The following is a 23,825-nucleotide window of genomic DNA, read 5'->3' on the forward strand; positions in this document are numbered from 1 at the left end:
TGCCCGGTCATATCATGATCTATCGACTTGAGCCCGGAAGGTGGTGCCCCATGACAGACACGATCCTGAGTCTGGGGGCACTGCACGCTGGCCAGCGCCTTCGCGGCCTGGTGCCGGGTCAGGTCGTCACCGTGGTCGCTGTCGACCCCATTGACGACGGGCTGGTGGAGGTCTTCTACCGCGACGAGAGCGGCCAGAGCGGCGCCCACATGGTGACGGGCGCCGACGCGGCCGCCCTCACCGAGGTCTCGGCGGAGGACTCGACACCGGCCTTCGACGCCGACCCCGACGAGTTCCGTCTGGCGGCCGAGGCCCAGCGCATCAAGTACGCCGCGCTCTACGATCCGATGGCCGCGGTCAACAGCTCCGACGTCGACCCGCTCCCGCACCAGATCAGGGCCGTCTACGAGGAACTGCTGCCGCGCGTCCCGCTCCGCTTCCTGCTGGCCGACGATCCCGGCGCGGGCAAGACCATCATGGCGGGCCTGTACATCAAGGAGTTGATCCTGCGCTCGGACTGCGAGCGGGCCATCGTCGTCGCCCCCGGCGGCCTGGTGGAGCAGTGGCGTGAGGAACTGGCCACGAAGTTCGACCTGCGGTTCGAGGTGTTCAACCACCACATGGTCGACGACGCCCAGGGCCGCAACGTCTTCGCCGAGCACGATCTGCTCATCGTGCGGATGGACCAGATCTCCCGCAGCCCGGAGCTGATGGAACAACTCTCCGATGTCGCCTGGGACGTAGCCGTGGTGGACGAGGCGCACCGGATGAGCGCCCACTACTCGTCATGGGCCGGCGAGGTCGACGAGACGAAACGCTTCAAACTGGGCCGGCTCCTGTCGGAGACCGCGAACAACTACCTGCTCATGACCGCCACCCCGCACGCGGGCAAGGAGGAGGACTTCCAGCTGTTCATGTCCCTGCTCGACCGGGACCGGTTCGAGGGCAAGTTCCGTGAGGGCATTCACCGCACCGACACCCAGGGTCTGATGCGCCGGATGGTCAAGGAAGACCTGCTGACCTTCGACGGCAAGCCCCTGTTCCCGGAGCGCCGCGCCTACACCGTCGCCTTCGAGCTGAGCCCGGCCGAACGAGACCTCTACGAACAGGTCACCGACTACGTCCGCACCGAGATGGGCCGCGCCGAGCGGATCGCCCAGGCGGGCGACCGCAAACGCGGTAACAACGTCGGTTTCGCCCTCACCGTGCTGCAACGCCGCCTGGCGTCCAGCCCCGAGGCCATCCTGCGTTCACTGGAACGCCGCCAGGCAAGGCTGGAGGCCCGGCTCCGCGAGACCAGACGCGCCGTCGACGATGTGCTCGACGCGTCCCTGCCCGCCCTGTCGGTCGAGGACTTCGATGACGTCGACGAGGAGACCACCTGGGAGGAGCGTGCAGAGTTCGAGGCCGGCATGAACGAGGTCGTCGACCGCGCGACCGCGGCCCAGACCATCGACGAGCTCCGCGCCGAGATCACCATCCTGGAGGACCTCATCCGGGTGGCCCGCCGCGTCCGGCTCCAGGACGTCGACAAGAAGTGGGCGCAGCTGCGCGCCATCCTCGACGAACAACTGCTGTCCCATGACACAACGGGTGCGGCCCGCAAGATCATCATCTTCACCGAGCACCGCGACACCCTCGACTACCTGCACGGCAGGATCACCGCCCAGCTCGGCCGCGCCGACGCCGTGATCACCATCCACGGCGGCACCAGCCGCGAGGACCGCAAGGCCGCCCAGGAGCAGTTCACCCACAGTCCCGAGACCGTGGTGCTGCTGGCCACCGACGCCGCAGGCGAGGGCCTCAACCTGCAACGCGCCCACCTCATGGTGAACTACGACCTGCCGTGGAACCCCAACCGCATCGAACAACGCTTCGGACGCATCCACCGCATCGGCCAGCGCGAGGTCTGCCACCTGTGGAACCTGGTGGCCTCCGACACCCGCGAGGGCGACGTGTTCAACCGCCTGCTCAGCAAGATCGACCAGATGGGCAAGGCCTACGACGGCAACCTGTTCAACGTGCTGGGGGAGCGCGACGCCTTCCAGGAGCGCTCACTGCGCGATCTGCTCATCGAGGCCATCCGCTACGGCGACCAGCCCGAGGTCAAGGCCAGGCTGGGCAAGATCATCGACGCCGGGGTCTCGGCCGGCCTGGGCGAGATGATACGCGAACGGGCCCTGCACCCCCAGATGTTCAGCGCCCTCGACCTGGACGCGGTACGGGCCCGCATGGAGCTGGCCAGGGAACGACGCCTGCAACCCGGCTACATCGCCGCCTTCTTCCTGTCCGCATTCGAGCGGCTCGGCGGCCGCATCCGACGGCGCGAGAGCGGCCGCTACCAGATCACCCGCGTCCCCGAGCGCCTCGTGGGCATCGCGCGGCGCGCCAACCGGTGGGCGCCGGTCGCGGACTCCTACGAACGCGTCACCTTCGAACTGGAGCGGGTCAGGGTCGACGGGCGCCCCACCGCCTCCCTCATCGCCCCCGGCCATCCGCTGCTGGGCGCCGTGATCGAGGCCACCATCGCCGACCTCGGCGAGGCCCTGTCCGCCGGCACCGTCCTGGTGGACCGCCGCAGCACCCAGGCCGAGACGCCCATGCTCATGTACACCGTCGAGCAGCGCATCCACAACGCCACATCGAAGGCCGACACCGTCTCACATCACTTCGACTACCCGCTCCTGGCCCGCGACGGCACGGTCACCGTCTCACCGGCCCCGCCCTACCTCGACTACGAGTCCCCGCGCGCGGGCGAACGTGAGGCCATCGCAGCGGTGATTCGCGGCGAGTGGGTGCGTCAGAGCCACGACAAGGCGGTGCGGGCACACGCCTACCGCGAGGGGCTCTTGCCCAGGATGGAAGAGGTCAGGGCCCGGCTGGAGGCCGAGGCGGCCCGCACCCGGGTGCAGGTCAAGGACCGGCTGCTGGCCGAGGTCAACCACTGGGACGCCGAGTACAACCGCCTCGACGCCCTGGAGCGCTCCGGGGTCATCGGCCGGCTGCGGGCCGAGACCGCGCTGGCGAGGGCCCGCCAGCTCGACGACCGGCTCGACCGGCGCCTTCACGAACTCGACCAGGTGACGAATCTCGTCGCCGTGCCCTCGGTGATCCGCGGCACGGCACTCATCGTCCCCTCCCGCATGCTCGCACCCAGCCCCGGCGTGTTCGCCCACGAGACCGAGCAGGTGGAACGCCGCGCCGTCGAGGCGGTGCTCGCCGCGGAACGCGCCCTGGGGCGTACGCCGGTGGAGATGCCCCGCAACAATCCCGGCTACGACATCCGCTCCATCGACCAGGCCGGACGCACCCACTACATCGAGGTGAAGGGCCGCATCCACGGCGCCGAGACCTTCACGATCACCACCAACGAGGTCACCTTCGCCCAGACCCAGGGCGACCGCCACCGGCTGGCGCTGGTCGAGGTCTCACCCGACGGCCCCGGGCATGACCGGCTCCGCTACGTGACGCAGGCCTTCTCACACATCGAACCGTCCGCCACCACCCGCTCCTACAACGAGGAGTGGCGCGGCTACTGGACCAGGGGCGGCCCGCCCCGATGATCCATCCCCGCCGCCCAATCTCACCGTCGACGAAAGCAGTCCCGTGACCAAGAAGAAACTCATCGAGACCTCCCTGCCGCTGGAGGCCATCAACGCCGCCTCCGCCCGCGAGAAGTCGATTCGTCACGGGCACCCGTCCACCCTGCACCTGTACTGGTCCCGCAAACCATTGGCCACCGCCCGTGCCGTGCTGTTCGCCCAACTCGTCGACGACCCCGCCTCCCGGCCCGAGGAATTCCCCACGACCGCGGAGCAGGATGCCGAGCGGGCGAGACTGCACGCGCTCATGGAGAAGCTGGTGGTCTGGGAGAACAGCTGGGACGAAGGTCTGCTGCGCCAGGCTCGTGACGAGATCCGCAAGAGCAACGACGGCCGGCTCCCGCCGGTGCTCGACCCGTTCGCCGGTGGCGGTTCCATCCCGCTGGAGGCGCAGCGGCTCGGCCTGGAGGCCCACGCCAGCGACCTCAACCCCCTCGCCGTGCTCATCAACAAGGCGCTCATCGAGATCCCGCCCAAGTTCGCAGGAATGGCCCCGGTCAACCCGGACGCCCGCGACCAGAGCCTCTACCAGCGCGCGGAGGGGCTGGCCGCGGACGTGCGCTACTACGGGCAGTGGATGCGCGACGAGGCGGAGCGCCGCATCGGTCACCTCTACCCGAAGGTCACCGCCCCCGACGGAACCGAGCACACCGTCATCGCTTGGAAATGGGCGCGCACCGTCAAGAGTCCCAACCCGGCCAACCCCATCGAGGTGCCCCTGGTGAACTCGTGGTGGCTCAGCAAGAAGAAGGGCAAAGAGGCTTGGGTGCGCGCCACAGTGCGGGGCGGACAGGTGCACTACGAGGTAGTGCACAGCGCCGATGGGCCACGCGGCGAGGACGAGTGGACTATCAAGCATGGGAAAGGTGCGAAAGCAGTTGGTGATGGAACTCCCTTCAGCTACGACTACATCCGAGAAGAGGGGCTCAATGGTCGAATAGGATCCCATCTCATCGGTATTGTGGCAGAAGGGCAGCGGGGGCGTTTGTATTTCTCGCCATCGCAGGATCATGTTGCTGCGGCGCAGGTGGCACGTCCTGATATCAGTGTAGATGGCCAGATCGCAACCAATCCCAGGTGGTTCTCGCCTCCGGCCTATGGGAAGAAATACTTCTCCGAACTTTTCACGAACCGCCAGCTCGTGGCCATGACGACCCTCAGTGACCTCGTCGCTGAGGCGCGGGAGCGAGTAGTGAATGATGCTCTGCCTAAGGGGTTGCCAACAGGAGACCGTCTTGAGGCTGGTGGCAATGGCGCCCAAGCCTACGCCGATGCGGTGGCTACGTACCTTGCGCTAGGGGTGAGTCGTACTGTCGACTACTGCAATGCCATGTGTAGCTGGCATTCTGGGCGAGATACGATCCGTAACATTTTTTCAAGGCAAGCCATTCCTATGGTCTGGGATTACGCCGAGGTGAATCCTTTTTCGGGTTCTTCGGGTAATTTTCTTGGTCAAGTTGAATGGGTTGTCAAAGCTCTCGAGTGTGTTCCAGCATCTGCCTGTGGCACTGCTGCACAAATCAGTGCTGTGGAGCGTGACTACAGTGGCCTCGTTGTCTCGACGGATCCGCCCTACTACGACAACATCGGTTACTCTGATTTGTCGGATTTCTTCTACGTTTGGCTGCGCCGCTCACTCAGGGACATTCATCCGACGGTTGTCAGCACGATGCTCACCCCCAAGGCCGACGAACTCGTCGCCAATCCGTACCGTCACGACGGCAAGGAAGGGGCGGAACGGTTCTTCATCGACGGCTTCAACTCCGTCTTCGCTCGCGTCCGCCAAGGCGACAACCAAGCGGTGCCTATGACGGTGTACTACGCCTACAAACAGCAGGACGCGGAGGCCGATGGTACCTCGTCCACCGGCTGGCACACCCTTCTTGACGGGCTCATCAAGGCCGGCTGGGAGATCACCGCCACGTGGCCGATGCGTAGCGAACTGACAAATCGGATGCTCTCTCAGGGCACCAATGCTCTGGCGTCCTCGATCGTTCTGGCCTGCCGCCCCCGCCCCGTCGATGCGGAGTCCACCACCCGCCGGGCGTTCGTGGCTCGCCTCAAATCTGAACTGCCGGGGGCACTGCGCACGCTCATGCAGGGCGCCATCGCTCCGGTGGATCTGGCGCAGGCCGCCATCGGCCCCGGCATCTCGGTGTTCTCCCGGTATGCGCGGGTGCGTGAGGCGGACGGCTCCGACATGAGCGTGAAGGACGCGTTGCTGCTGATCAACGCAACCCTCGACGAGGTGCTCGGTGAGCAGGAGTCCGACTTCGACCCCGACACCCGTTTCGCCGTCAGGTGGTACCGCAGCTACGGCTGGGCCACCGAGAGCTCGGGCATGGCCGACCAGCTCGCCCGCGCCTCGGACACCTCCATCGGGGCGCTGGAACGCGGCGGAATCTTCGAAGCCAAGGGCGGCAAGGCCCGGCTGCTGCCGCCGGCCGAGCTGCAGGACGCCTGGAACCCCGCGTCCGACGAACGCCTGAGCGTCTGGGAGGCCACGGTGCGCCTGGCCGCGGTCATGGACGATCAGGGAGCCGACGCGGTGGCCCAACTACTGGCCGAGGCGCGGGACCACGTGAACCTCGACGCCGTCAAGGAACTGGGCTTCCTGCTGTTCCACGAGGCCGAGAAGAAGAACCAGGCCAAGGACGCGCTGCTGTTCAACGGCCTCGTCAGCGCCTGGGGCGACATAGCGGAGCAGGCCCGCCGCATCGACCCGAGCTCCCGATCGGCACAGGCGGCGTTCGACTTCAACGAGGAAGAGTAAGCCATGGCCACGAAGCAGTCCCAGCCCCCACGTGGCCAAAAGGATGGCCCCGGCGCGGCGACCGCGTCCGCGGCCTCGTCCGGGGCTTACGTGCCCAAGGCTACCACCCCGGGTGACGCTTGGACCAGTCCGGTGGTTCCGTCCGATGCCTCGGATGGATCGTCCTCGGCTCCAGTTCCGGTCGGCATGCTGTTCCGACTGTTGAGCACAGAACGTATGGCCACCTATGCTGCCGAGTGCGCAGAGGACATGGAGCAGGCTCTGCGCCTTTACGCGTGGAACACCGCGGTCTCCGCAGCCCTATGGGGAAGCTTCAACATTCTTGAGGTCACGCTGCGGAACGCTGTCGATCGTCAGCTGGCTGAACTTGCAGGGCGCACGGACTGGTGGCGCGGGGAGAACCTGCTGCGCGATCAGGAAAGCCGTATTGCTCAGGATGCGGTGAGGGCGGCGAAGCGAACACACTCCGACCTCGAGATCCAGCCCGGGCACACCGTGGCAGAACTGACTCTTGGCTTCTGGGTCGGACTGCTCGCCAACAGGTATCACCAGCGGCTGTGGGTGCCCGCTCTTCATCGAGCCTTCCCCTACTGGCACGAAACGCGTAGGGAGCTGCATCGCAGGCTCGAGTCGCTGCGCAAGCTTCGTAACCGAGTTGCCCACCACGAACCGATCTTTGCCCGAAAACTAGTGGTAGACCATGACCAGTTGCTCGAAATTCTCGAAGGAATCGCCCCAGAGGCGGCAGCATGGGTTCGGCAGAACTCTCGCGTCCCGGACGTGCTCAGCCGACGCGCCCAGATTATTGCAGGCGCTGACAGTACCACCTTCTAGAGGACAACGATGGCGATGAACAACCGAGATAAAGCGCGGCGTGATGGTGCAGCAAGCCGCCATTCTGCCCCAGGTCTGACGCCGTTCCCGGCCTTCGCGGAATCGGTCAGTGCTGGTGACGGTGAACTCGTGGAGCAGGTGTCGGCTCTGATCGACCAGGCTCAAGCGTTCGCTGCGGCGCAGGCGAACGCGACCTTGACCCTGCGGAACTGGTACATCGGGCGCTTGATTGACGTAGCCGTGCTGCGCGAGGGCCGCGCAGGGCACGATCAAGAACTTGTTGCGTCACTGGCGCAACAATTGACCTCAAGGTACGGGCGCGGCTATGACCGGACAAACCTGTACCGGATGGTGCGATTCTCCCAACAGTTCACCGATCCAGAACGTGTTGCGTCGCTGGCGCAACATGTCAGTTGGACTCACTTCCGCGAGCTGCTCCCACTCGGCTCCGATGAGGCGCGCATCTTCTACGTGCAGGAGACTATCGATCGCCGACTCAGCGTCCGGGAGCTGCGCCACGCCATCTCCCGCAAGGCTTTCGAGCGCCGCGAGATCGCCGACTCACAGATTCCCGAAGGGTCAGGAACGCCACTGGACGCGTTCCGCGACCCGATGCTGCTCGACATGCTCGGTCTCGCGGACACGTTCCTGGAGCGCGACCTCGAAGCCGCCCTGCGTCATGACATGGAGGCGTTCCTGCTGGAAGCCGGCCGCGGGTGGGCGTTCGTTGAACGGCAGAAGCGCATGACCTTCGACGGCGATGACTACTTCCTCGACCTGCTGTTCTACTCAAGGCCACTGCATCGGTTGATTGCGGTTGAGCTGAAGGTCGGAAAATTCAAGCCCAGTTATCAAGGGCAGATGAACTTCTATCTGAAGTGGCTCGACAGGTACGAACGGCAGGCTGACGAGAACCCGCCCATTGGCCTGATCCTGTGCACCGAGGCGAGCCGGGACCAGATCGAGTTGCTTGAGTTGCACAAGGACGGGATTGTCGTCGCCGAGTACTGGACGACGCTGCCGCCCAAGGCCGAGCTCCAGGCCCGGATCGCCCAGATCTACCGGGAGGCCCAGGAGCGGATCGCCCGGCGGCAGCTCACGGCGCCGGAGGCCAGCGATGAGTAACCCCACATACAACGATTGCCCCGGCGCGGCGACCGCTGGAGCGGCCTCGTCCGGGGCTCACGTCGACAATGCTATAGGGGCCAGCAAACCGCGTCGGGCCGGGTGGGGTGGGGGATCGGTAAACCGACAGGGATACACTCAAGGTATGACTTCGTTGACCACTATCAAGGTGTCCACGGGCACCAGGGACCGGCTGCGCGAGGCCTCCCGCGCCGCGGGCATCTCTCAGGCTGCGCTCATCGAGCAGATGCTCGACGCGCGCGAGGAGGCCGCCTTCTGGGAGGCCCTCGATGCCGCGCCCCCGTACACCGACGAGGAGCGGGAGGAGTTCCGTCGCGGCGAGGCGGCCTCGTTGGCGGATGCGGCGCGCCTGTTGGAGGATGAGGAGCGGTGACGCCTCTGCCCCATCCGGGCGACGTGGCGTGGCTTGACATGTCCCCGACCATCGGGCGGGAGCAGCGGGGCCACCGCCCCTATCTCGTGCTCTCCGATGCCCGGCTCCACCGGGCGCGACAGCTGGTGATCGGGGTGCCGCTCACGACGCGCAACAGTCCGATCCCCACGCGCGTCGCCGTCGGCGAGGGGTCGTACGCCATCGCGGAACAACCCACGACGTTCTCGATGGAGAGGATCACCAGGGTGGAGGCCCGCGGCCTCGACACCGCCGAGGTGCGGCGCGTCATCGTTCGGCTGCTCGGGGGATGAACCTCCTTGAGGTCGGTTTGCTGGCCCTATACAAGCATCACCCGGGACGTCGTCACCGGGACTGAAGCATCACGTTCTAGGAGACAACGATGGCGATGAACAACCGAGATCGAGTGGGCAGGGCCTTCGACCTGCTCTCCGAGGGTCTCCACGACCTGGTGGACGAGGTGATGACCAAGACCTACAACTCATCGCAGTGGCCTGACGCGTGGGCCGAGGAGGATGCCCGGCGTCGGGGTGGCCCCGTGAGGACCATGACCAAGCAGGACGTCCAAGTGCAGCTTCGCGCCATCACCGAACGCGGCTACGAGTTCAAGGACGTGCTGTCCCGGGCTCAGCAGAGCTTCGCCTCCGAACTGCGCGAGACCCGCAACAAGTGGGCGCACAACGAGCCGTTCAGCTCCGACGACACCGTCCGCGCCCTCGACACCATCGAACGGCTCCTCGAAGCAGCGGGATCCACCGACTCGGCCGCCGACGTGCGCAAACTGCGCACCGACCTGCAACGCACCGTCTACGAGGAACAGACCCGCAAGCAGGCCAAGAAGGCCACCACGGTGTCCCTCGAACCTGGGGCCGGGCTGAAACCCTGGCGCGAGGTGATAAGGCCCCACGACGACGTGGCCAGGGGCGAGTTCACCGCCTCCGAGTTCGCCGCCGACCTGCACTTGGTGCACACCGGACAGGCCACCAGCCCGGAGTACGGCGACCCGGTGGAGTTCTTCTCCCGCACCTACCTCACCGAGGGCCTGCGCGATCTGCTGTCCCGGGCCCTGCGCCGCCTGGATGGCGACGGCAACGCCAGCCCGGTGGTGAACCTTCAGACCAACTTCGGCGGCGGCAAGACCCACTCCATGCTCGCCCTCTACCACCTGTTCTCCGGAACCCCGGCGCAGCGCCTCCCGCAGGACGTGCAGGAACTCGTCGCCGAGGTCGGCAACCCCGACCTGGCGGCGCTCAACGTCAGGCGGGTCGCCCTGGTCGGCACATACCTGAAGGCGGGATCGCCGCAGGTCAAACCGGACGGCACCCAGGTGCACACCCTGTGGGGCGAGCTGGCATGGCAGCTCGGCGGGCGCGAGGCCTATGACATCGTCGCCGACGACGACCGGGCGGGCACCAGCCCCGGCGAGGCGCTGCGAAGGCTGATCCAGGCCTACGCCCCGGCGCTCATCCTCATCGACGAGTGGGTGGCCTACGCCCGCCAGTTGGTCACCGACCAGGAACTCCCCGCCGGCTCCTTCGACACCCAGTTCACCTTCGCCCAGTCCCTGACCGAGGTGGTGCGGTCGGTCCCGGGGGCCATGCTCGTGGTCTCCATCCCCGCCTCCGACAGCGGCGACCGGGGAAGCGACATCGAGATCGGCGGGGCCAACGGGCAGCTCGCCCTCGACCGCCTCCAGAACGTCATCCGCAGGGTGGCCGACCAGTGGAGGCCCTCCAGCCGGGACGAGTCCTTCGAGATCGTCCGCCGACGCCTGTTCCAGGCCCCGGACGCCGCAGGACTCACCTACATCTCGGCAGTGGCCCGCACCTTCGCCACCATGTACCGGAACAACTCGGCGCTGTTCCCCCGGGACGCGGCGACACCGAACGACGACTACGAGAAACGCATCCGCGCCTCGTACCCCCTGCACCCCGAACTGCTGGACCGGCTGTACGAGGACTGGTCCGCGTTGGAACGGTTCCAGCGCACCCGCGGGGTGCTGAAACTGGTGTCGTCCATCGTCCATGAGCTGTGGGCCTCGAACGACACGTCCCCGCTGATCCTGCCCGGCAATGTGCCGCTGGACGCCACGACGGTGAACACCGATCTGACCCAGTACCTGGAGGACCAGTGGAAGCCGATCATCGACTCCGACATCGACGGCGCCAGCTCGACGGCCCAGCGGATCGACCTGGACCGTCCCAGTCTGGGGCAGCGGTTCGTGACACAGCGCATCGCCCGCACCATCTTCATGGGGGCGGCGCCCCGCAGCCGGAGTGCCCGCAAGGGGCTGGACAAGCAGTACGTGTGGCTCGGCACCGCCGTGCCCGGCGACGTGCTGGGCAACTTTGGTAGCGCCATCGAGCAGCTGGCCCAGCGCTCCACGTACTTCTACGAGGAGCAGGGCCACTACTGGTTCGACACCCAACCGTCCGTCACCAAGACCGCCAGCGACTACGCCGAGAGGCTGCGCGAGGACGTCGAGACGGTGTGGAACGAGATCACCAGGCGGCTCCGCGGCGAGGAACGCAGCCGCGCCGAGTTCGACCGGGTGCACGTGGCCCCCGAATCCAGCGCCGACATCCCCGACCTGGAGGACACGCGGCTGGTGATCGCGCACCCCAGGCACAGCGTCCGCAGGCAGGATGGACCCGACTCGGAGGCCTTCCAGTGGGTGCACGAGGCGGTCGAGACGAAGGGGGCCGGGCAGCGCATCCACCGCAACACGCTGATCTTCCTGCTGGCCGATTCGGGCCAGCTGGAGAGCCTGGAGTCCGCGACGCGCACCTACCTGGGCTGGAAGCAGGTGCAGGCGACCAGTGAGACCTTGAACCTCACGGCCCAGCAGCACAAACAGGCCGACGAGTGGGTGAGTCGTCTGGACCAGACCGTCACCGACCGGATCCGCGACACCTTCGTGTGGGCGCTGTACCCCGAGCAATTCGACCCGACCAAACCCTTCGACGTGGTGTCGAGCAGGATCCTCGACTCCGGCACACGCTCCCTCGCCGAACGGGTGAGCACGAAACTCGTACGCGAGGAACAGCTGATCACCCAGCTGGGCGCGGCCAGCCTGGGGGACGCGCTGCACCGGGAACTGGGGGCGCTGTGGCAGGACAGGGGCGAGATCACGGCCGAGGAACTGTGGGGCTACTTCACCCGGTACACCTACATGCCGAGGCTGGCCAGCCGGGACGTGCTCGACAACGCCATCAAGCAGTCACTGACCGCCGTGCTTGTCGAGAACGAACGCTTCGCGATCGCCACCGGCAAGGACGAGGAAACGGGCCGCTACCGCGGCCTGCTCATCCCGCCCGACCCCAACGCCACGCTTCAGGTCACCGACGGCACGCTGCTCGTCGCAATCGAGCGCGCCCAGCAGCAGGTCGATGCGGAACAGGCCGATGCCGCCCAACCCGCCGGAACCAGTGTGGCAACGGATGCCGGTCAGACGGCTGCGGGTGGTTCAGCCGACTACGTGTGGGCCAGCGGCATACCCGCGGCAACGGGGAGCGAACAGTCCGGTGCTGAATCGGAACTGGAGGCCGTGCTCGGTCGTTTCTTCGGGTCGGTCAGGATCAACTCCGACCGCTACAACCGCGACATCGGCAACATCACCCGCGAGGTCATCGACCGGCTGGCCGGCTCCGGTGCCCAGCTGGAAATCACCATCGACATTCAGGCCATCAAGAAGGAAGGATTCACCGAGTCCGAGGTGCGTACCATCAGCGAGAATGCGCGGGTGCTGAAGTTTGACCCCGATTCGGGCTTCGAGCAGGACTGAACTAAATTAAGGCTGAAATCAGAGATGCTGCTGACAGGGAGTAAAACCATTTTTGGTTTTGTGTATTGTTTCTGATGTGCAGGCTGGGGTCACATTCGAAGAAGTTTTCACCCTTGCCGCGTGGAAGGAATGGTTGCCATCTATGTGTTAGCTCGGATGGGGACCGAAGCGATCTGTTATGCTTCAAGGGACCGGTGATTAGGATCTTGCGTAGTGGGAAGGCTACACGGGGATGGTTTGCAGACTGATAGGGCACCAGGATGTGCTTGACCCCGATTCGTTACGTGAGGAACCCAGCCGTTGTGAAACTCTCCTGTGCTCAGAAAGAAAAGGAAGAAGAGTTTCGACTAGTCATCAAAACTAGTGTTCATGATGGATTCGGGCTTGACGTCTTGAAAATCCTGAATGTGTTACTACGTTTTGATCCACTGGCATCGTAAATCCGGTTAGCTGTACATTTTCTTGACGCATTTCAAAGTGACATTTTACCAATCCGATGCTTAGTGTCCTGGGTTTTCGATTCTCTGGCATGTCTAACTTCATACAGATAAATGCCGCTACTTCTGCTAAACTGGTCTGTATATCAGTCACACATCTCAATCGATTTTCCATAAGAGCGAACTCTATCATAGAGTGATAAAGCGCCTCCGGGGTGCATGTCAGATCAAGGGCGCGTTATGTGTGAAAAGACTGGGTTGTAGTAAGCTCAGTCTGAGTGTGTGAGGACAACTAAAGCAGGACATGGCGGGTGGGAACTATCGGTGCTGAATCCAAGGCCTGAGCGGTTGTGAACTCAACAAGACAGTTTGAATACTGCTTGCGGGAAAAGGGATTGGGCTTCACTGGAAACGCATAAAGTGAAAGAATAGACGCTATCATGATAGCGGAGTACTTCGGCGTCTATTCGCGGAGTGATACAAGTAAAGTTGCTAAAATCTGTTCTATGGTGCTCCTCCGATGTTGCCCTCGCCAAGACTGATCGATGTTTTCTGCTATCGTTCCGAGTATGAAAGGTCATCCACGCATGCCTCCTTACGGATCTGCACGGGATCTCCCATCAGTCAAGGAGATAGAACAGCAAATAGCAGCATTCAAGAAGGTGATGTTCTTTTCGCGTGATAAACGGAGGCGGCTAGAGCAGTTAGAAAACAAGCATCGACATATAATAGAAACCGTTGACACTTTCTATGACTTGCTCGGGGCGCGCAACTGGGTTTTCACTGATGATCTCAACTTAGATGAGATTCAAAAAGTCGTGGCTGGCTCTGATTCGCAGGTGGCGGAAAAGCGTCTTATTGAGTATTACCAGAAAACTGGACGAATCTCATCTCTACTTCGTCAGCTCAGCCGATTTGACGAGATGCAGAAGCGTCTTCCCCTGCTACAGAAGGCGCTGGCTGATTATGAAGCGGGTCGCTACTACAGCACCGTTCTTGTCATACTTTCAATGATGGATGGTTCCGTCAATGACCAGGACACGGCACAACGCAGAGGACTGCATGCACGTTCGCCCGAAGATATGATGGCCTGGGATAGCGTCGTCGGGCATCATCTTGGGCTGGGGCATGCTCACAAATCCTTCGTTAAAGCGTATTTCAAGACAGATGAAACCGAAATTACTGAGCTGGCTCGTAATGGAATCATGCACGGCACTTTGGTGAACTATGACAACGTAGTAGTCGCAACAAAAGCTTGGAATCGTCTTTTTGCAGTTGCTGACTGGGCTGATGCGCGGAAGCGACAAAAACGACCTGTTGAACCAGCGCCCTCGTATAGAGAATTAATGACACGTTGGTGTAAAATCCAGTCTAACAAGACTAAGATTGAACAGTGGCAGCCGTATGAGTATGATCCAAACTTACCGCATGAAGATCCCGCTGAAGTTGCCATGGTGTGCGCAGACTTTCTTGAGCGATGGAGTAAGCGCCAATGGGCGCCGATGGGTGAGTACTTTATAAAACTCGTGAACCCCCAGCGGCCCCCCGGCCAACTTGCGCGAGAAGCCAGGGATCTTTACGAGCAGTTCAATCTTGACGAATGGAAGATCCTTAGAGTGCGACACGAGGCCGCTGCCGTCGCGTATACTGATGTGCAGCTCATAGTGAATTCCAGGATTTACCTGGCTGATCTACGTTGGATTCATGTTGACGGTAATGAGAAAACTGCCATGGAATGGGAACCTGGACGTTGGGTGCTGTCACCGTATGGGCCAAATAAATTCCTCAGTATCGACGATTAAAGTTATTCATGGTGCCCGCGGATGAGGTATAGTATCGCGACACTTCGAGTGAAGGCTTCTGCTGATAAGGTTGCTAGTGTCGCGAGTCGTTAGTTTTGATGGTTTGGGGTCAGGGAAGATCTCGCCGTGAGGAATTCTCTGGTTCCTGTTTTAGTGTTAAATGGTTATGGTTGGGGTTGCTGTAGTTATGGGCGGGCTGTCATTGACTTGCACTGGGCCTGCGATGAGGGATTGGGGCCGTGCTGCTCGCGATTGGACGGGTTCAGATGCGGGTCTCATGCGCTCCATTCATCAGCGTGTCGGAGCGTGACGTCGTACTCGTTGTCGGAAGGCCGCCCCCGACATATACATGTTAGATTGTATGTATGAGACGGACGGCTGAGGCTGCGGAGCAGACGCGGCGCGCGCTGCTGGAGGCGGCGCTGTTGACCTTCGAGGAGAGGGGCTGACGCGGGGCGACCTTCGAGGTCGTCGCCGCTCGCGCAGGTGTCACCCGCGGCGCGTTGCACCATCACTTCAGTTCCAAGGCCGTGCTGCTCGAGGACGCGCTCGCATGGGGCTGGGCCGAGTACGGGGCACGGCTCTTCGATGTCGAACCCGCGGACCTGGCGGCACTGCTGCCCGAGTTCGTGCACCTCCTGCGCGAGGACGCCAGGTTCCGCGCCCTGGCGGCCTGCACGGTGCTCGTCGCGCCGCAGGCCCTCGGCGACACCGCCGGGAAGAACGCCGCACTCGATGCCTGGCGCGACCGTATCGCCGCCGGCCTCCCCGCCACTTCCGAATCCACCCCAGAAACGGTCGCAGCCCTGGCGCTGGTGCTCGTGCAGGGGCTCACCGTGACAGCCGTGATGCGCCCCGACGATCTTCCCCGGCCCGACGAGCTGAGCGCCACGATCTCGGCGCTGGCAAGGGGGTTGCGCCCGACATAGTCAGAAAGGAGTCGTCACCTCATGGCGACACCCGACACCACCTCCGCCACCACTCCAAGCCATGCCCTCGTCGTCGGCTCGGTGGCACTGTTCACCGACATGCTCGTACACGGCCTCGCCGTGCCCGTGCTCCCGCTGCTCCCGTCAGTGGTCGCCCGTGGCCCGGCCGCCACGGGCGTCCTGTTCTCGGCGTACGCGGCAGCGATGATCGTCTCGACACTGTTCGCCGGCCGTGTCGTCGACCGTCGCGGGCCGCGGATGCCGCTGCTCATCGGCCTTGTGGGCCTGGCCGTGGCCACGCCGCTGTTCGCCACCGGCGGCCCCTACTGGCTGCTGCTCGTCGCCCGGCTCGCACAAGGCGTCGCGGGCGGCATGTCCTGGGTCGCCGCGCTCTCGCTGATCGCCGCGACGACGAGCCTCGAACGACGCGGACAGGCGATGGGGATCGCCATGTCCACCATCACCCTCGGCGTGCTGATCGGCCCGCCGCTGTCCGGGTTCATGGTCGAACGCCTCGGTACGGCCGCCCCGTTCCTGCTCGCCGCCGCCGTCGCCCTCGCCGACGGTATGCTGCGCATCCTCCTCGTCAAGGATTCACCACGAGTCACCGACGACACCGCGGGCCCGCGACAGGTGCTGCGGGTCCCCGGCTCGGCCGCCATCGTCACCGCCATCGCGATCGGGGCGGGCGTGCTCTCCGCCGTCGAACCGGTGCTCCCGGTGCACCTGGGGGCCGGATCGCTCCTCATCGGCCTGCTGTTCGCCCTGGCCTCGCTCGCCGCGATCCTCGCCAATCCCGTGGTGGGGCGCTGCGTTGCGACGGCCCCGCCGCGACTGCTCATCGGCTCGGGCGTGGCCACGGCCTCGGCATCGCTGGCCCTCATCGGTTGGGCCGACCGGCTGTGGCAGACCGGTGTGGCCATGGCGCTGCTCGGCGTCTCGTCGGCGCTGCTGCTCGCCCCGGCGACCACCCTCATCGGCGAGCAGGGCCTCCGGGTCGACCCGCCCACACTCGGCGGCTCCTACGCGCTGTACAACCTCGCCTACGCGGCCGGCCTGTCGCTCGGGCCCCTGCTCGCCGGGCTCGGCGTGCAGCGGGCGGGCTTCACCGCCGCGATGACGACAGGGGCCGTGCTCCTGGTCGCCGTCGGCGGAACGGTCCTGCCGGGTCTTCCACGGACCGTGCCGTGACGCGCGAAACCGCACGTCCGGACGGCAGGACAGTCCGGCGTATCAGGACGGCGACACGGGACGCCTGAAGGCGCCGCCCAGGGCGTACGTGCCGAGAGCGACCAGGTAGGCGGCGGCGGTGAAGACCGCTATGCCGCTGTAGCCGGTGAAACGGGTCAGAAGCTGCCCGCCGATGGCCCCGCTGATCGTCGTCCCGGCGTACATGGCAGCGTTCGACAGGGAGGACACCGTGCCGCGCGCGAGATCGGTGTGGCTCTGGAGCTCGCTCATGAGGACGGGGAAGAGGAACCCGGCGACCAGCATTGCCAGGGCCAGTACGGGCACGGCGACCCGCAACGTGCCGACGAGGGCGGTGCCGAGATAGATCGTCCCGAGGGCGATGATCCCGAACAGGAGCGAGCGCTGCTGCCCGAGACGGGCGACCAGCCGCGAGCCGGTCAATGATCCGACGGCATTACCGAGGCCGATGACGATCATCGCCGAACCGATCACGGTCTGGGACGCGCCGAAGTCCTGGGCGAACCACGAGCCGATGAAGGACAGCGCCGCGAAGTTGCCGGTCTGGAACACCAGATAGGCCGTCAGCGACAGCATCAAGGGACGGGAACGCCCCACCTGCGCATAAGGGGCGAGCAGCCGGCCCTGAGACGCCGCGTCGACAGGACGCACATTCGGGAACCGTGCATACAGCAGGATCCACAGTAGGACGCTGGCCGACGCGATCACCAGAAAGGGCACGCGCCATCCCAGGGACGACAGGAACGAGCCGATCGGGATCCCCACGACCTGGGCGATCGCCAGCCCCGCTGTCGCGTAACCCATCGTCCCGACGATCGACGACGCGGGCACCGTCACCGGAATCGCCGCCCAGATCTGAGGCGTCACGAACGCTGCGGCGACGCCGGCGAGCAGCCGGGTGGTGAACAGGGACCAGAAGTCCCAGGTGCCACCGCAGGCCGCAGTGAACACGGTGAACCCGACCAGTCCCGACAGGAGAACGGTCCGCCGGTCGAAACGGTCCGAGAGGGGGCCCGCGACAAGGGCGAACACCGCGTAACCGAGTGCATATGCCGAGACGAGCCAGCCGGACCGCGACACGCTCACGCCCAACTCGCGCTGCAGGAGCGGCAGCAGCGGCGCGGTGAGGAATGTGTCGGTGCCGATCACGAAGAGCGTGGCGAAGGAGATCAGTCGCATCGTCGGTTCGGAAACCGACCTGAGTGAGACATTCGGGGATGATGTCATGGGGTATCCTTCCGGTCCCTTCGCTCGTTGCCGGGCAGCATGAAGGGGAGGGACAGACCTGATATTTATTTAGAAGTTTGACGAAATAAGAATTGACCTGTCGGGCTCGCTTGTCAAGCCGATCAGTTCACTTGGCGGTCGTCCTCTGGTCGGTAGCATGGGCACGACCGGGGGGAAGGGCGGACAGTGGGCAGAGAGCGGTTGCACCATCCCAGTCAGGGCGACATCGACCTCGATCGTGTGCTCGGTGCCCTGTCGGATCCGATCCGGCGCGACATCCTCAGCCGGATCGCCTCGGACGGCCCGCAGTTCTGCGGCGATCTCGACTACGACGTCGCCAGGTCGACCATGTCCTACCACTTCAAGGTGCTCAGGGAATCCGGGCTCATGCACACCGAGGCGCTCGGCAGGCACCGCCGTATCACCCGCCGGGACGCCGTGATCGAGGCGCTCTTCCCGGGGCTCCTCGAGGCGGTCGGGCTCCCACCGGGGGAGGGGCAGTGGCCGGAACCGGCTGTCTCCACCGAGGCGGATGTTGGCAGGGCGTCCTGAGGTCTTCGGCTGAGGATGTCGCCCATTGGTTCAGGGACGAGCGGACTCGAGTCGGTGATCCTGGGGCCGCGAGTCACTGTCCTCAGGCGGCGGGGTAGTGCTCGGCGAGGAAGTCCAGCAGCACCCGGTTGAAGAACTCCGGATTGTCCTGATTCGCGTTGTGGCCGGCCAGCGGGATCACCACGTGTCGGCAGTACGGGTCCCGGGCTGCCCAGGCGGGGGCGGTGCGCACGATGTCGCCCGTACGGTCCAGCGCGCCATGGGTCAGCAGCAGCGGCACCTCGATCCGGTACCCCGGTTCCGGGCGCAGCGAGCGGGTCACGCCCCGCCAGATCTGAAGAAAATCAGCCTTCGGAATCGCGTCGACCGCGTCCCTGGCGTAGGCGCGCACCGGCGGCCGGTCGGCCGTCGTCGTCGCGATCACGTGCTTCAGGTGGTCCCATGGCCAGAACCTGAACCACCACAGCGAGGACCTCAGCGCCCACTGCTCCCACCGTGGGATCGGCAGCGTGATGCACGTCGACCCGATGATCACCAGGACCGCCACCCGCTCCGGTGCGCGGTACACCAGTTCCTGGGCGATGACTCCGCCCAGCGACTGCCCGCCGACGCAGACCGGGCCCCGGACGTCGAGATGGTCCAGCAGGGCGACCAGGTCATCGGCCATGTCGGCGACGCCCATCGGAACCCGGCCGATGGGGCGGGACCGGCCATGGCCGCGGATGTCCCAGGTGAGCACCCGGTAGCCCGCCCCGGCGAGCGGACCGACCTGGTCGTCGAACATTCGATGATCCATCGACGCGCCGTGGCTGAGGACGACCAGTGGGCCATCGGCGGGCCCCGCCGTCCAGGCGTGCACCGACGAACCCGCCCGCGCCACAACGTGCTCGGTCCGCGGCGGGTCCTCCCAGGTGCTCATGGCAACACTGTGATCTGGATCCACGAGCCGGTCAATCTTCGTCACGCCCACCGTGGCCGGTGAGCGGCTCGTCGCGCCGGGCACCGAGCACTGGTGCCCCGCCGGGTCATCACGTCGGGTCGCCACGTGCCTGGTCCGGTGACGCGCCGAGTGACGCGGCGATCGCGGCGAACTGCTCCTCGGACGCCGCGATCCGCTCCGGGGTCCAGACGACCGAAGGATCGGGCTCGAGGTGGCCGAGCAGCACCGTGGTCAGGGCGATCTCGGGCTGTGACCACGGGGCCGGGCCGCTGGCCCCGAAGAGGGCCAGCTCGGTGCGTTCATCGAGCCAGTCCGGGTCCCCCAGTGCGCGCGAGAGCACGCCGCGCATGGTCAGCCCGGACAGCTGCGACAACGCCATGAACCCCTCCTCGCCGCTCCACGGCGGGCGCTGACGGTAGCCGATCATGGCCGCCATCGTCTCGTAGATCTCCGCCCGCCGCTGCACCATGGCGTGCTCCATCTCGGCCAGGGAAGCCGCCACGGTCGCGCGCAGGTCCTCGTCGGGCAACGTCTGATGCGTGACGGACAGGGCCATGAACAGCCGCCATTTCGGCGAGGCCAGCATGCGGCGGATGTCGGCGTCCAATGAGACCCGCAGCGCCTCGACGACCACGTCGCGGCGCCCCTGCTCGGTGCCCAGCACGTCTCGGCGCGCCTCGAGAACGCCCAGCAGCCGGCGAATGGTCTCGTCGTCCTCGGGGACGAGGCTGGTGCGGCCGATGGCGTGGACGAGCGCGTCCGCGAGGAAGTCGGCGCGGTGCGGCCAGCAGCGGTAGGCGCTCGCGCGCGAGACACCCGCCTCGGCGATGACCTGCTCCATGCGAAGGGCGTCCAGCCCGACGGACAGTCCCTGCTCGACGAGGCGGTCACTGGCCAGGTCGAGGACGCGTTCGCGCGTCTCCTGTTCGCTCATCCGGCGGCGGGTAGCGGGGTTGACAGCCATGAGACATAGTGTATCTTCATCGTCATGAGACATCGTGTATCAAAAAGAAGGGGGAACCGTCTCATGCGGTGGATCGTCATCGGCGTCCTCGTGCTCGTGGCCATCGTGGTCGCCTGGGTGCTGCTGCACCCCTCGAACGTCGGGGATCGCACGAAACTGGACCGGGAGTTCTCCAGCGACGAGCAGCACCGGATCGACACAGTGGCCATCACCGCCGGCGAACTCGCCGAGGCCACCTGCGCCGATGGGGCGCAGTGCTGGGTCGCCGTCGACAGGGTCGTCTACGACCTGGGTTCGGTGCCGACGTGGCAGGGCGGGACGCATCACGGGGTGAGCGCCGGCACCGACGCCACCGAGGCCTTCGTCAGATCGGGACACGGCAGGCAGATCCTGGAGCACCTGCCAGTGGTGGGCCGGTACCAGCCGTGAACCTCGGGCTCGTCGAAGGACGACCTGGCGTCTGCGCGGCGGACGGCCGCCCGTCGCAGCGGTTTGCCGGGGGTGAGGGTGATGAGACAATACGGCCCATGACCGTGATCCGGGGCGTCGAGGTGGACGAGCAGGGTCGCTGCGCCCACTGGCACACCGAGCGCGATGTCGTGGCCAACCTGTGCGAGGCCTGCGGGCAGTTCTGGGCCTGCCACGAGTGCCACGATGCGCTGGCCGATCACCCGTTCGACAGGGTCGACCCGGCCGCCCCCGGCACCGTGCTGTGCGGGGTGTGCGGGCACCTCAGCTCCTACGCCGACTACTCCGCCGCGCACGTCTGCGCCGGCTGCGGCCACGCGTTCAACCCGCGGTGCGCGCTGCACCGGGGACTGTACGTGGCGTGACACCCGGCCGTCCCCGGGATGCCCCTCGAGCCCCGGCACCGCTGGGAAGCAGGGCCCGCCGGTGCCCTGCACGGCACGCGCTCGCCGCACACGGGTGGCGCGGGCGGGGCACCGGACAGACCCCACAGGCGTGCGACCTGTCGGCGCAGCGGCGGACGACACGCTGCTGAACCGGGTGTGACGACCGAGTGCCCTCACGAGGGCCGCGGGGGATCCGGCTCGTCCCGGGTGAGCCGCCGTGGTTTCGGTGCCTGCCAGTGGAACCTGAGGGCGAGCACCCGCATGCCGAAGACGAACGCCACGAGCAGCCACAGCGTGAGCGTGTTGTAGAGGCCGAAACGCACGCACAGGTCGGTGCCGAGGGAGCCGAGGAGGGCCGGTGCGGCATAGATGTCCTGGGTCAGGACGCTCGGCACCGTACCGGCGAGCATGTCGCGGATGATGCCGCCACCGATGGCGGTGATCGTGCCGATCAGGACCGCCTCGACGCCCGGGTGTCCGGTCCGGATGGCGAGCAGCGTGGCGGCCACGGCGAAGGCGCCCAGGCCTGCGGCGTCGGCCAGCAGGATGAGTCTGCGCACCCGGTCGAGGCTGCCCGAGAAGCGGAACGTGATGAGACCAGCCACGACTGCCGTGGCGAGGAACGGGATGTTCGTCAGGTTCGACGGGGGAGTGATGCCCAGCAGCAGGTCGCGGACCACGCCGCCGCCCAGGGCCGTCACGAGCGCCAGGACGAGGATGCCGAAGATGTCGAAGCGCCGGCGGACCCCGACGAGCCCGCCGGAGACGGCGAAGGCGAAGACGCCGACGAAGTTGAGCAGATCCACGCCCCAAGGGTAGGGGTGGACGAGTCCACCGGGCCGAGTGACAATGCCGTATGAGCAGGAACGCCTCCGTGGTTGCCGGGGCCGTGGTGGCCGCACTCCTGGTCAGCGGGTGCGCGGCCCAGGGTGGACGGTCCGATCGGGCCGGCTCCTCCGGGCAGTCCACTGGCGGGACGGCCGACACGCCTCGGCCCTCTGCCGTCACGGCGGAGCCATCCCAGCGGACGAGCAGCGCCGGGCGGAGAACCGCCGATGTCACGGCCCATGACCTGCTCACTGCGGTGTCACCCGGGTGTGCCTACGAGAGCGAGAGGATGGTCGGCGGGCAGGTGCCGGGGGCGATCACGGCGTACGTTCGTCATGAGCCGGGTCATCCGTGGTCACCGGTCTACCTGGACATGGCCGCCCTCGGCTACCGGCAGGCGCTGTCGGTGTTCGTCTGCGGCGGCGAGAGCATGGACCCGGACCGGCTCATGCTGACTGGCGCCGGGGGCGAACTCATCGACTCCCTGGTGCTGGGTGGTTCCGGCGAGGCGCCGTACTCCGATGTGCGGTCGATGGAGCCGGTCGGTAACTCGGTGCGCGTCACGTGGGTGGCGAGCGGGGCCGCTGGGAAGGATCCGGTCGAGCATGCGGGCACGGTGCGCTACGAGGACGGAAACCTCACCTACACGGAGGACTGACCAGGATCGTAACCGGGCGATCATGGTGCCGGGACGGCCGCGTGACCAGGATCGTTCGTGACGAAACCCCTCCGAACCCAGGGCCCGGGGACGGAGGCGGGCTCTGCGAGGTGAAGAATACGGCCATGGGTAAGAGCATCACTGTGGTCGCGGGCGTGGCGATGGCCGCACTGCTGGTCGGCGGGTGCGGGACGCAGGGCGGGCAACCCGAACGGGCTGCTTCGCCCGAGCAGTCCTCCGTCGAAACGACCGGCACGCCGCAGCCCACGGCATGGCCGACCCCCACTGCCGCGACGACGGAGCAGACCCAGCAGGGTGGTGCCACCGAGGAGACGCCGGCCGATGTCACGGTCGAGGACCTGCTGACGGCCGTGTCTCCCGACGCCTGCCAGCCGAGCACGAGAATGATCGACGGAATGGTTCCCCTGACGACCATCGACCACATCGAGTACGAGCCGGGCCATCCGTGGTCGCCGGTCTACCTCGACATGGCGGGCCTGGGCTACCGGCAGGCGCTGTCGGTGTTCGCCTGCGGCGGGGCCAACTTCATACCGAACTATCTGATGCTGACCGGCTCAGGCGGTGAACTCATCGGAGTCGTTTCGCTGTCCGACCACACGGACACCGATCACGGCGACGTGCGGTCCATGGAGCAGGACGGGGACTCGGTGCGCGTCACATGGGTGGCGAGCGGGAGCGCGGGAGCGAATCCTGTCGAGCGCTCGGGAACGGTGCGCTACGAGGACGGCCGCCTCGTCTACACCGAGGACTGAACGAGCCCGGCCCAGCGCCAAGCCCGGCGGCCGCCGGGCCGCACGGGGAGACACCGCTGAGCCTGTTCCCGATTGCCCAGTCACGACTCCAGGAGCCTGGCCGGCGAGAAGGGTGAAGAATG

18 protein-coding genes and 1 pseudogene are annotated in these 23,825 nt (G+C 65.8%); 15 read left to right on the forward strand and 4 right to left on the reverse strand.

Going from position 1 to position 23,825, the window contains the following annotated elements:
• Positions 1 to 50 precede the first annotated feature (50 nt).
• The 10 genes and pseudogenes from PROPJV5_RS07015 (at position 51) to PROPJV5_RS07055 (ending at position 16,889) form a co-directional block, all read left to right on the forward strand.
• Positions 51 to 3,563, forward strand: coding sequence for a helicase-related protein (locus tag PROPJV5_RS07015; RefSeq protein ID WP_119715646.1), 3,513 nt, complete (start codon positions 51 to 53; stop codon positions 3,561 to 3,563).
• Between the two features lie 43 nt (positions 3,564 to 3,606).
• Positions 3,607 to 6,375, forward strand: coding sequence for a DUF1156 domain-containing protein (locus tag PROPJV5_RS07020; RefSeq protein WP_119715647.1), 2,769 nt, complete (start codon positions 3,607 to 3,609; stop codon positions 6,373 to 6,375).
• A gap of 216 nt (positions 6,376 to 6,591) precedes the next feature.
• On the forward strand, positions 6,592 to 7,209 hold the full coding sequence (locus PROPJV5_RS07025) for an Abi family protein (RefSeq protein WP_220474378.1): 618 nt from the start codon (positions 6,592 to 6,594) through the stop codon (positions 7,207 to 7,209).
• A 9-nt stretch (positions 7,210 to 7,218) separates the two neighbouring features.
• Complete coding sequence (locus tag PROPJV5_RS07030; protein WP_239018423.1) at positions 7,219 to 8,334, forward strand: PDDEXK nuclease domain-containing protein; 1,116 nt, start codon at positions 7,219 to 7,221, stop codon at positions 8,332 to 8,334.
• Between the two features lie 145 nt (positions 8,335 to 8,479).
• Positions 8,480 to 8,728 (forward strand): toxin-antitoxin system protein, encoded by a 249-nt coding sequence (locus tag PROPJV5_RS07035; RefSeq protein WP_119715649.1) that lies wholly within the window; start codon positions 8,480 to 8,482, stop codon positions 8,726 to 8,728.
• A 23-nt stretch (positions 8,729 to 8,751) separates the two neighbouring features.
• Complete coding sequence (locus PROPJV5_RS07040) at positions 8,752 to 9,039, forward strand: type II toxin-antitoxin system PemK/MazF family toxin (protein WP_275403708.1); 288 nt, start codon at positions 8,752 to 8,754, stop codon at positions 9,037 to 9,039.
• An 89-nt stretch (positions 9,040 to 9,128) separates the two neighbouring features.
• On the forward strand, positions 9,129 to 12,530 hold the full coding sequence (locus tag PROPJV5_RS07045) for a Swt1 family HEPN domain-containing protein (RefSeq protein ID WP_119715651.1): 3,402 nt from the start codon (positions 9,129 to 9,131) through the stop codon (positions 12,528 to 12,530).
• Between the two features lie 1,006 nt (positions 12,531 to 13,536).
• On the forward strand, positions 13,537 to 14,769 hold the full coding sequence (locus PROPJV5_RS12395) for a hypothetical protein (RefSeq protein WP_147385382.1): 1,233 nt from the start codon (positions 13,537 to 13,539) through the stop codon (positions 14,767 to 14,769).
• A gap of 464 nt (positions 14,770 to 15,233) precedes the next feature.
• Positions 15,234 to 15,698: pseudogene (locus tag PROPJV5_RS07050) on the forward strand (TetR family transcriptional regulator); the annotation flags it as partial.
• 21 nt (positions 15,699 to 15,719) lie between these two features.
• Positions 15,720 to 16,889, forward strand: a complete 1,170-nt coding sequence (locus PROPJV5_RS07055; protein ID WP_119715652.1) for an MFS transporter — start codon at positions 15,720 to 15,722, stop codon at positions 16,887 to 16,889.
• Positions 16,890 to 16,931: 42 nt separating this feature from the next.
• Here the strand turns inward: PROPJV5_RS07055 and PROPJV5_RS07060 are convergent, their stop codons facing one another.
• The gene (locus PROPJV5_RS07060) at positions 16,932 to 18,134 is read right to left on the reverse strand and encodes an MFS transporter (protein ID WP_220474379.1); all 1,203 of its coding nucleotides are present in this window, start codon (positions 18,132 to 18,134) and stop codon (positions 16,932 to 16,934) included.
• Between the two features lie 186 nt (positions 18,135 to 18,320).
• Here PROPJV5_RS07060 and PROPJV5_RS07065 point away from each other — a divergent pair, with 186 nt between their 5' ends.
• The gene (locus PROPJV5_RS07065; protein WP_119715653.1) at positions 18,321 to 18,686 is read left to right on the forward strand and encodes an ArsR/SmtB family transcription factor; all 366 of its coding nucleotides are present in this window, start codon (positions 18,321 to 18,323) and stop codon (positions 18,684 to 18,686) included.
• Between the two features lie 82 nt (positions 18,687 to 18,768).
• Here the strand turns inward: PROPJV5_RS07065 and PROPJV5_RS07070 are convergent, their stop codons facing one another.
• Positions 18,769 to 19,605 (reverse strand): alpha/beta fold hydrolase, encoded by an 837-nt coding sequence (locus tag PROPJV5_RS07070; RefSeq protein ID WP_119715654.1) that lies wholly within the window; start codon positions 19,603 to 19,605, stop codon positions 18,769 to 18,771.
• Between the two features lie 109 nt (positions 19,606 to 19,714).
• The gene (locus PROPJV5_RS07075; RefSeq protein WP_147385383.1) at positions 19,715 to 20,590 is read right to left on the reverse strand and encodes a TetR/AcrR family transcriptional regulator; all 876 of its coding nucleotides are present in this window, start codon (positions 20,588 to 20,590) and stop codon (positions 19,715 to 19,717) included.
• A gap of 63 nt (positions 20,591 to 20,653) precedes the next feature.
• On the opposite strand from PROPJV5_RS07075, the gene PROPJV5_RS07080 reads away from it, so the two are divergent.
• Positions 20,654 to 21,019 (forward strand): cytochrome b5 domain-containing protein, encoded by a 366-nt coding sequence (locus PROPJV5_RS07080; RefSeq protein WP_119715656.1) that lies wholly within the window; start codon positions 20,654 to 20,656, stop codon positions 21,017 to 21,019.
• A gap of 98 nt (positions 21,020 to 21,117) precedes the next feature.
• The gene (locus PROPJV5_RS07085) at positions 21,118 to 21,423 is read left to right on the forward strand and encodes a CHY zinc finger protein (protein WP_119715657.1); all 306 of its coding nucleotides are present in this window, start codon (positions 21,118 to 21,120) and stop codon (positions 21,421 to 21,423) included.
• Between the two features lie 194 nt (positions 21,424 to 21,617).
• On the opposite strand, the gene PROPJV5_RS07090 is transcribed toward PROPJV5_RS07085, so the two are convergent.
• Positions 21,618 to 22,250 (reverse strand): trimeric intracellular cation channel family protein, encoded by a 633-nt coding sequence (locus tag PROPJV5_RS07090; protein ID WP_182858621.1) that lies wholly within the window; start codon positions 22,248 to 22,250, stop codon positions 21,618 to 21,620.
• A gap of 50 nt (positions 22,251 to 22,300) precedes the next feature.
• Between PROPJV5_RS07090 and PROPJV5_RS12535 the strand changes: the two genes are divergently transcribed.
• Entirely contained in the window at positions 22,301 to 22,930 is a 630-nt protein-coding gene (locus PROPJV5_RS12535; protein ID WP_182858622.1) for a hypothetical protein, read from the forward strand.
• Between the two features lie 125 nt (positions 22,931 to 23,055).
• The gene (locus PROPJV5_RS07100) at positions 23,056 to 23,703 is read left to right on the forward strand and encodes a hypothetical protein (protein ID WP_119715660.1); all 648 of its coding nucleotides are present in this window, start codon (positions 23,056 to 23,058) and stop codon (positions 23,701 to 23,703) included.
• Positions 23,704 to 23,825: the final 122 nt, after the last annotated feature.

It is taken from the genome of Propionibacterium ruminifibrarum (assembly GCF_900289195.1).
In the GTDB taxonomy this organism is placed as follows: Bacteria; Actinomycetota; Actinomycetes; order Propionibacteriales; family Propionibacteriaceae; genus Propionibacterium; species Propionibacterium ruminifibrarum.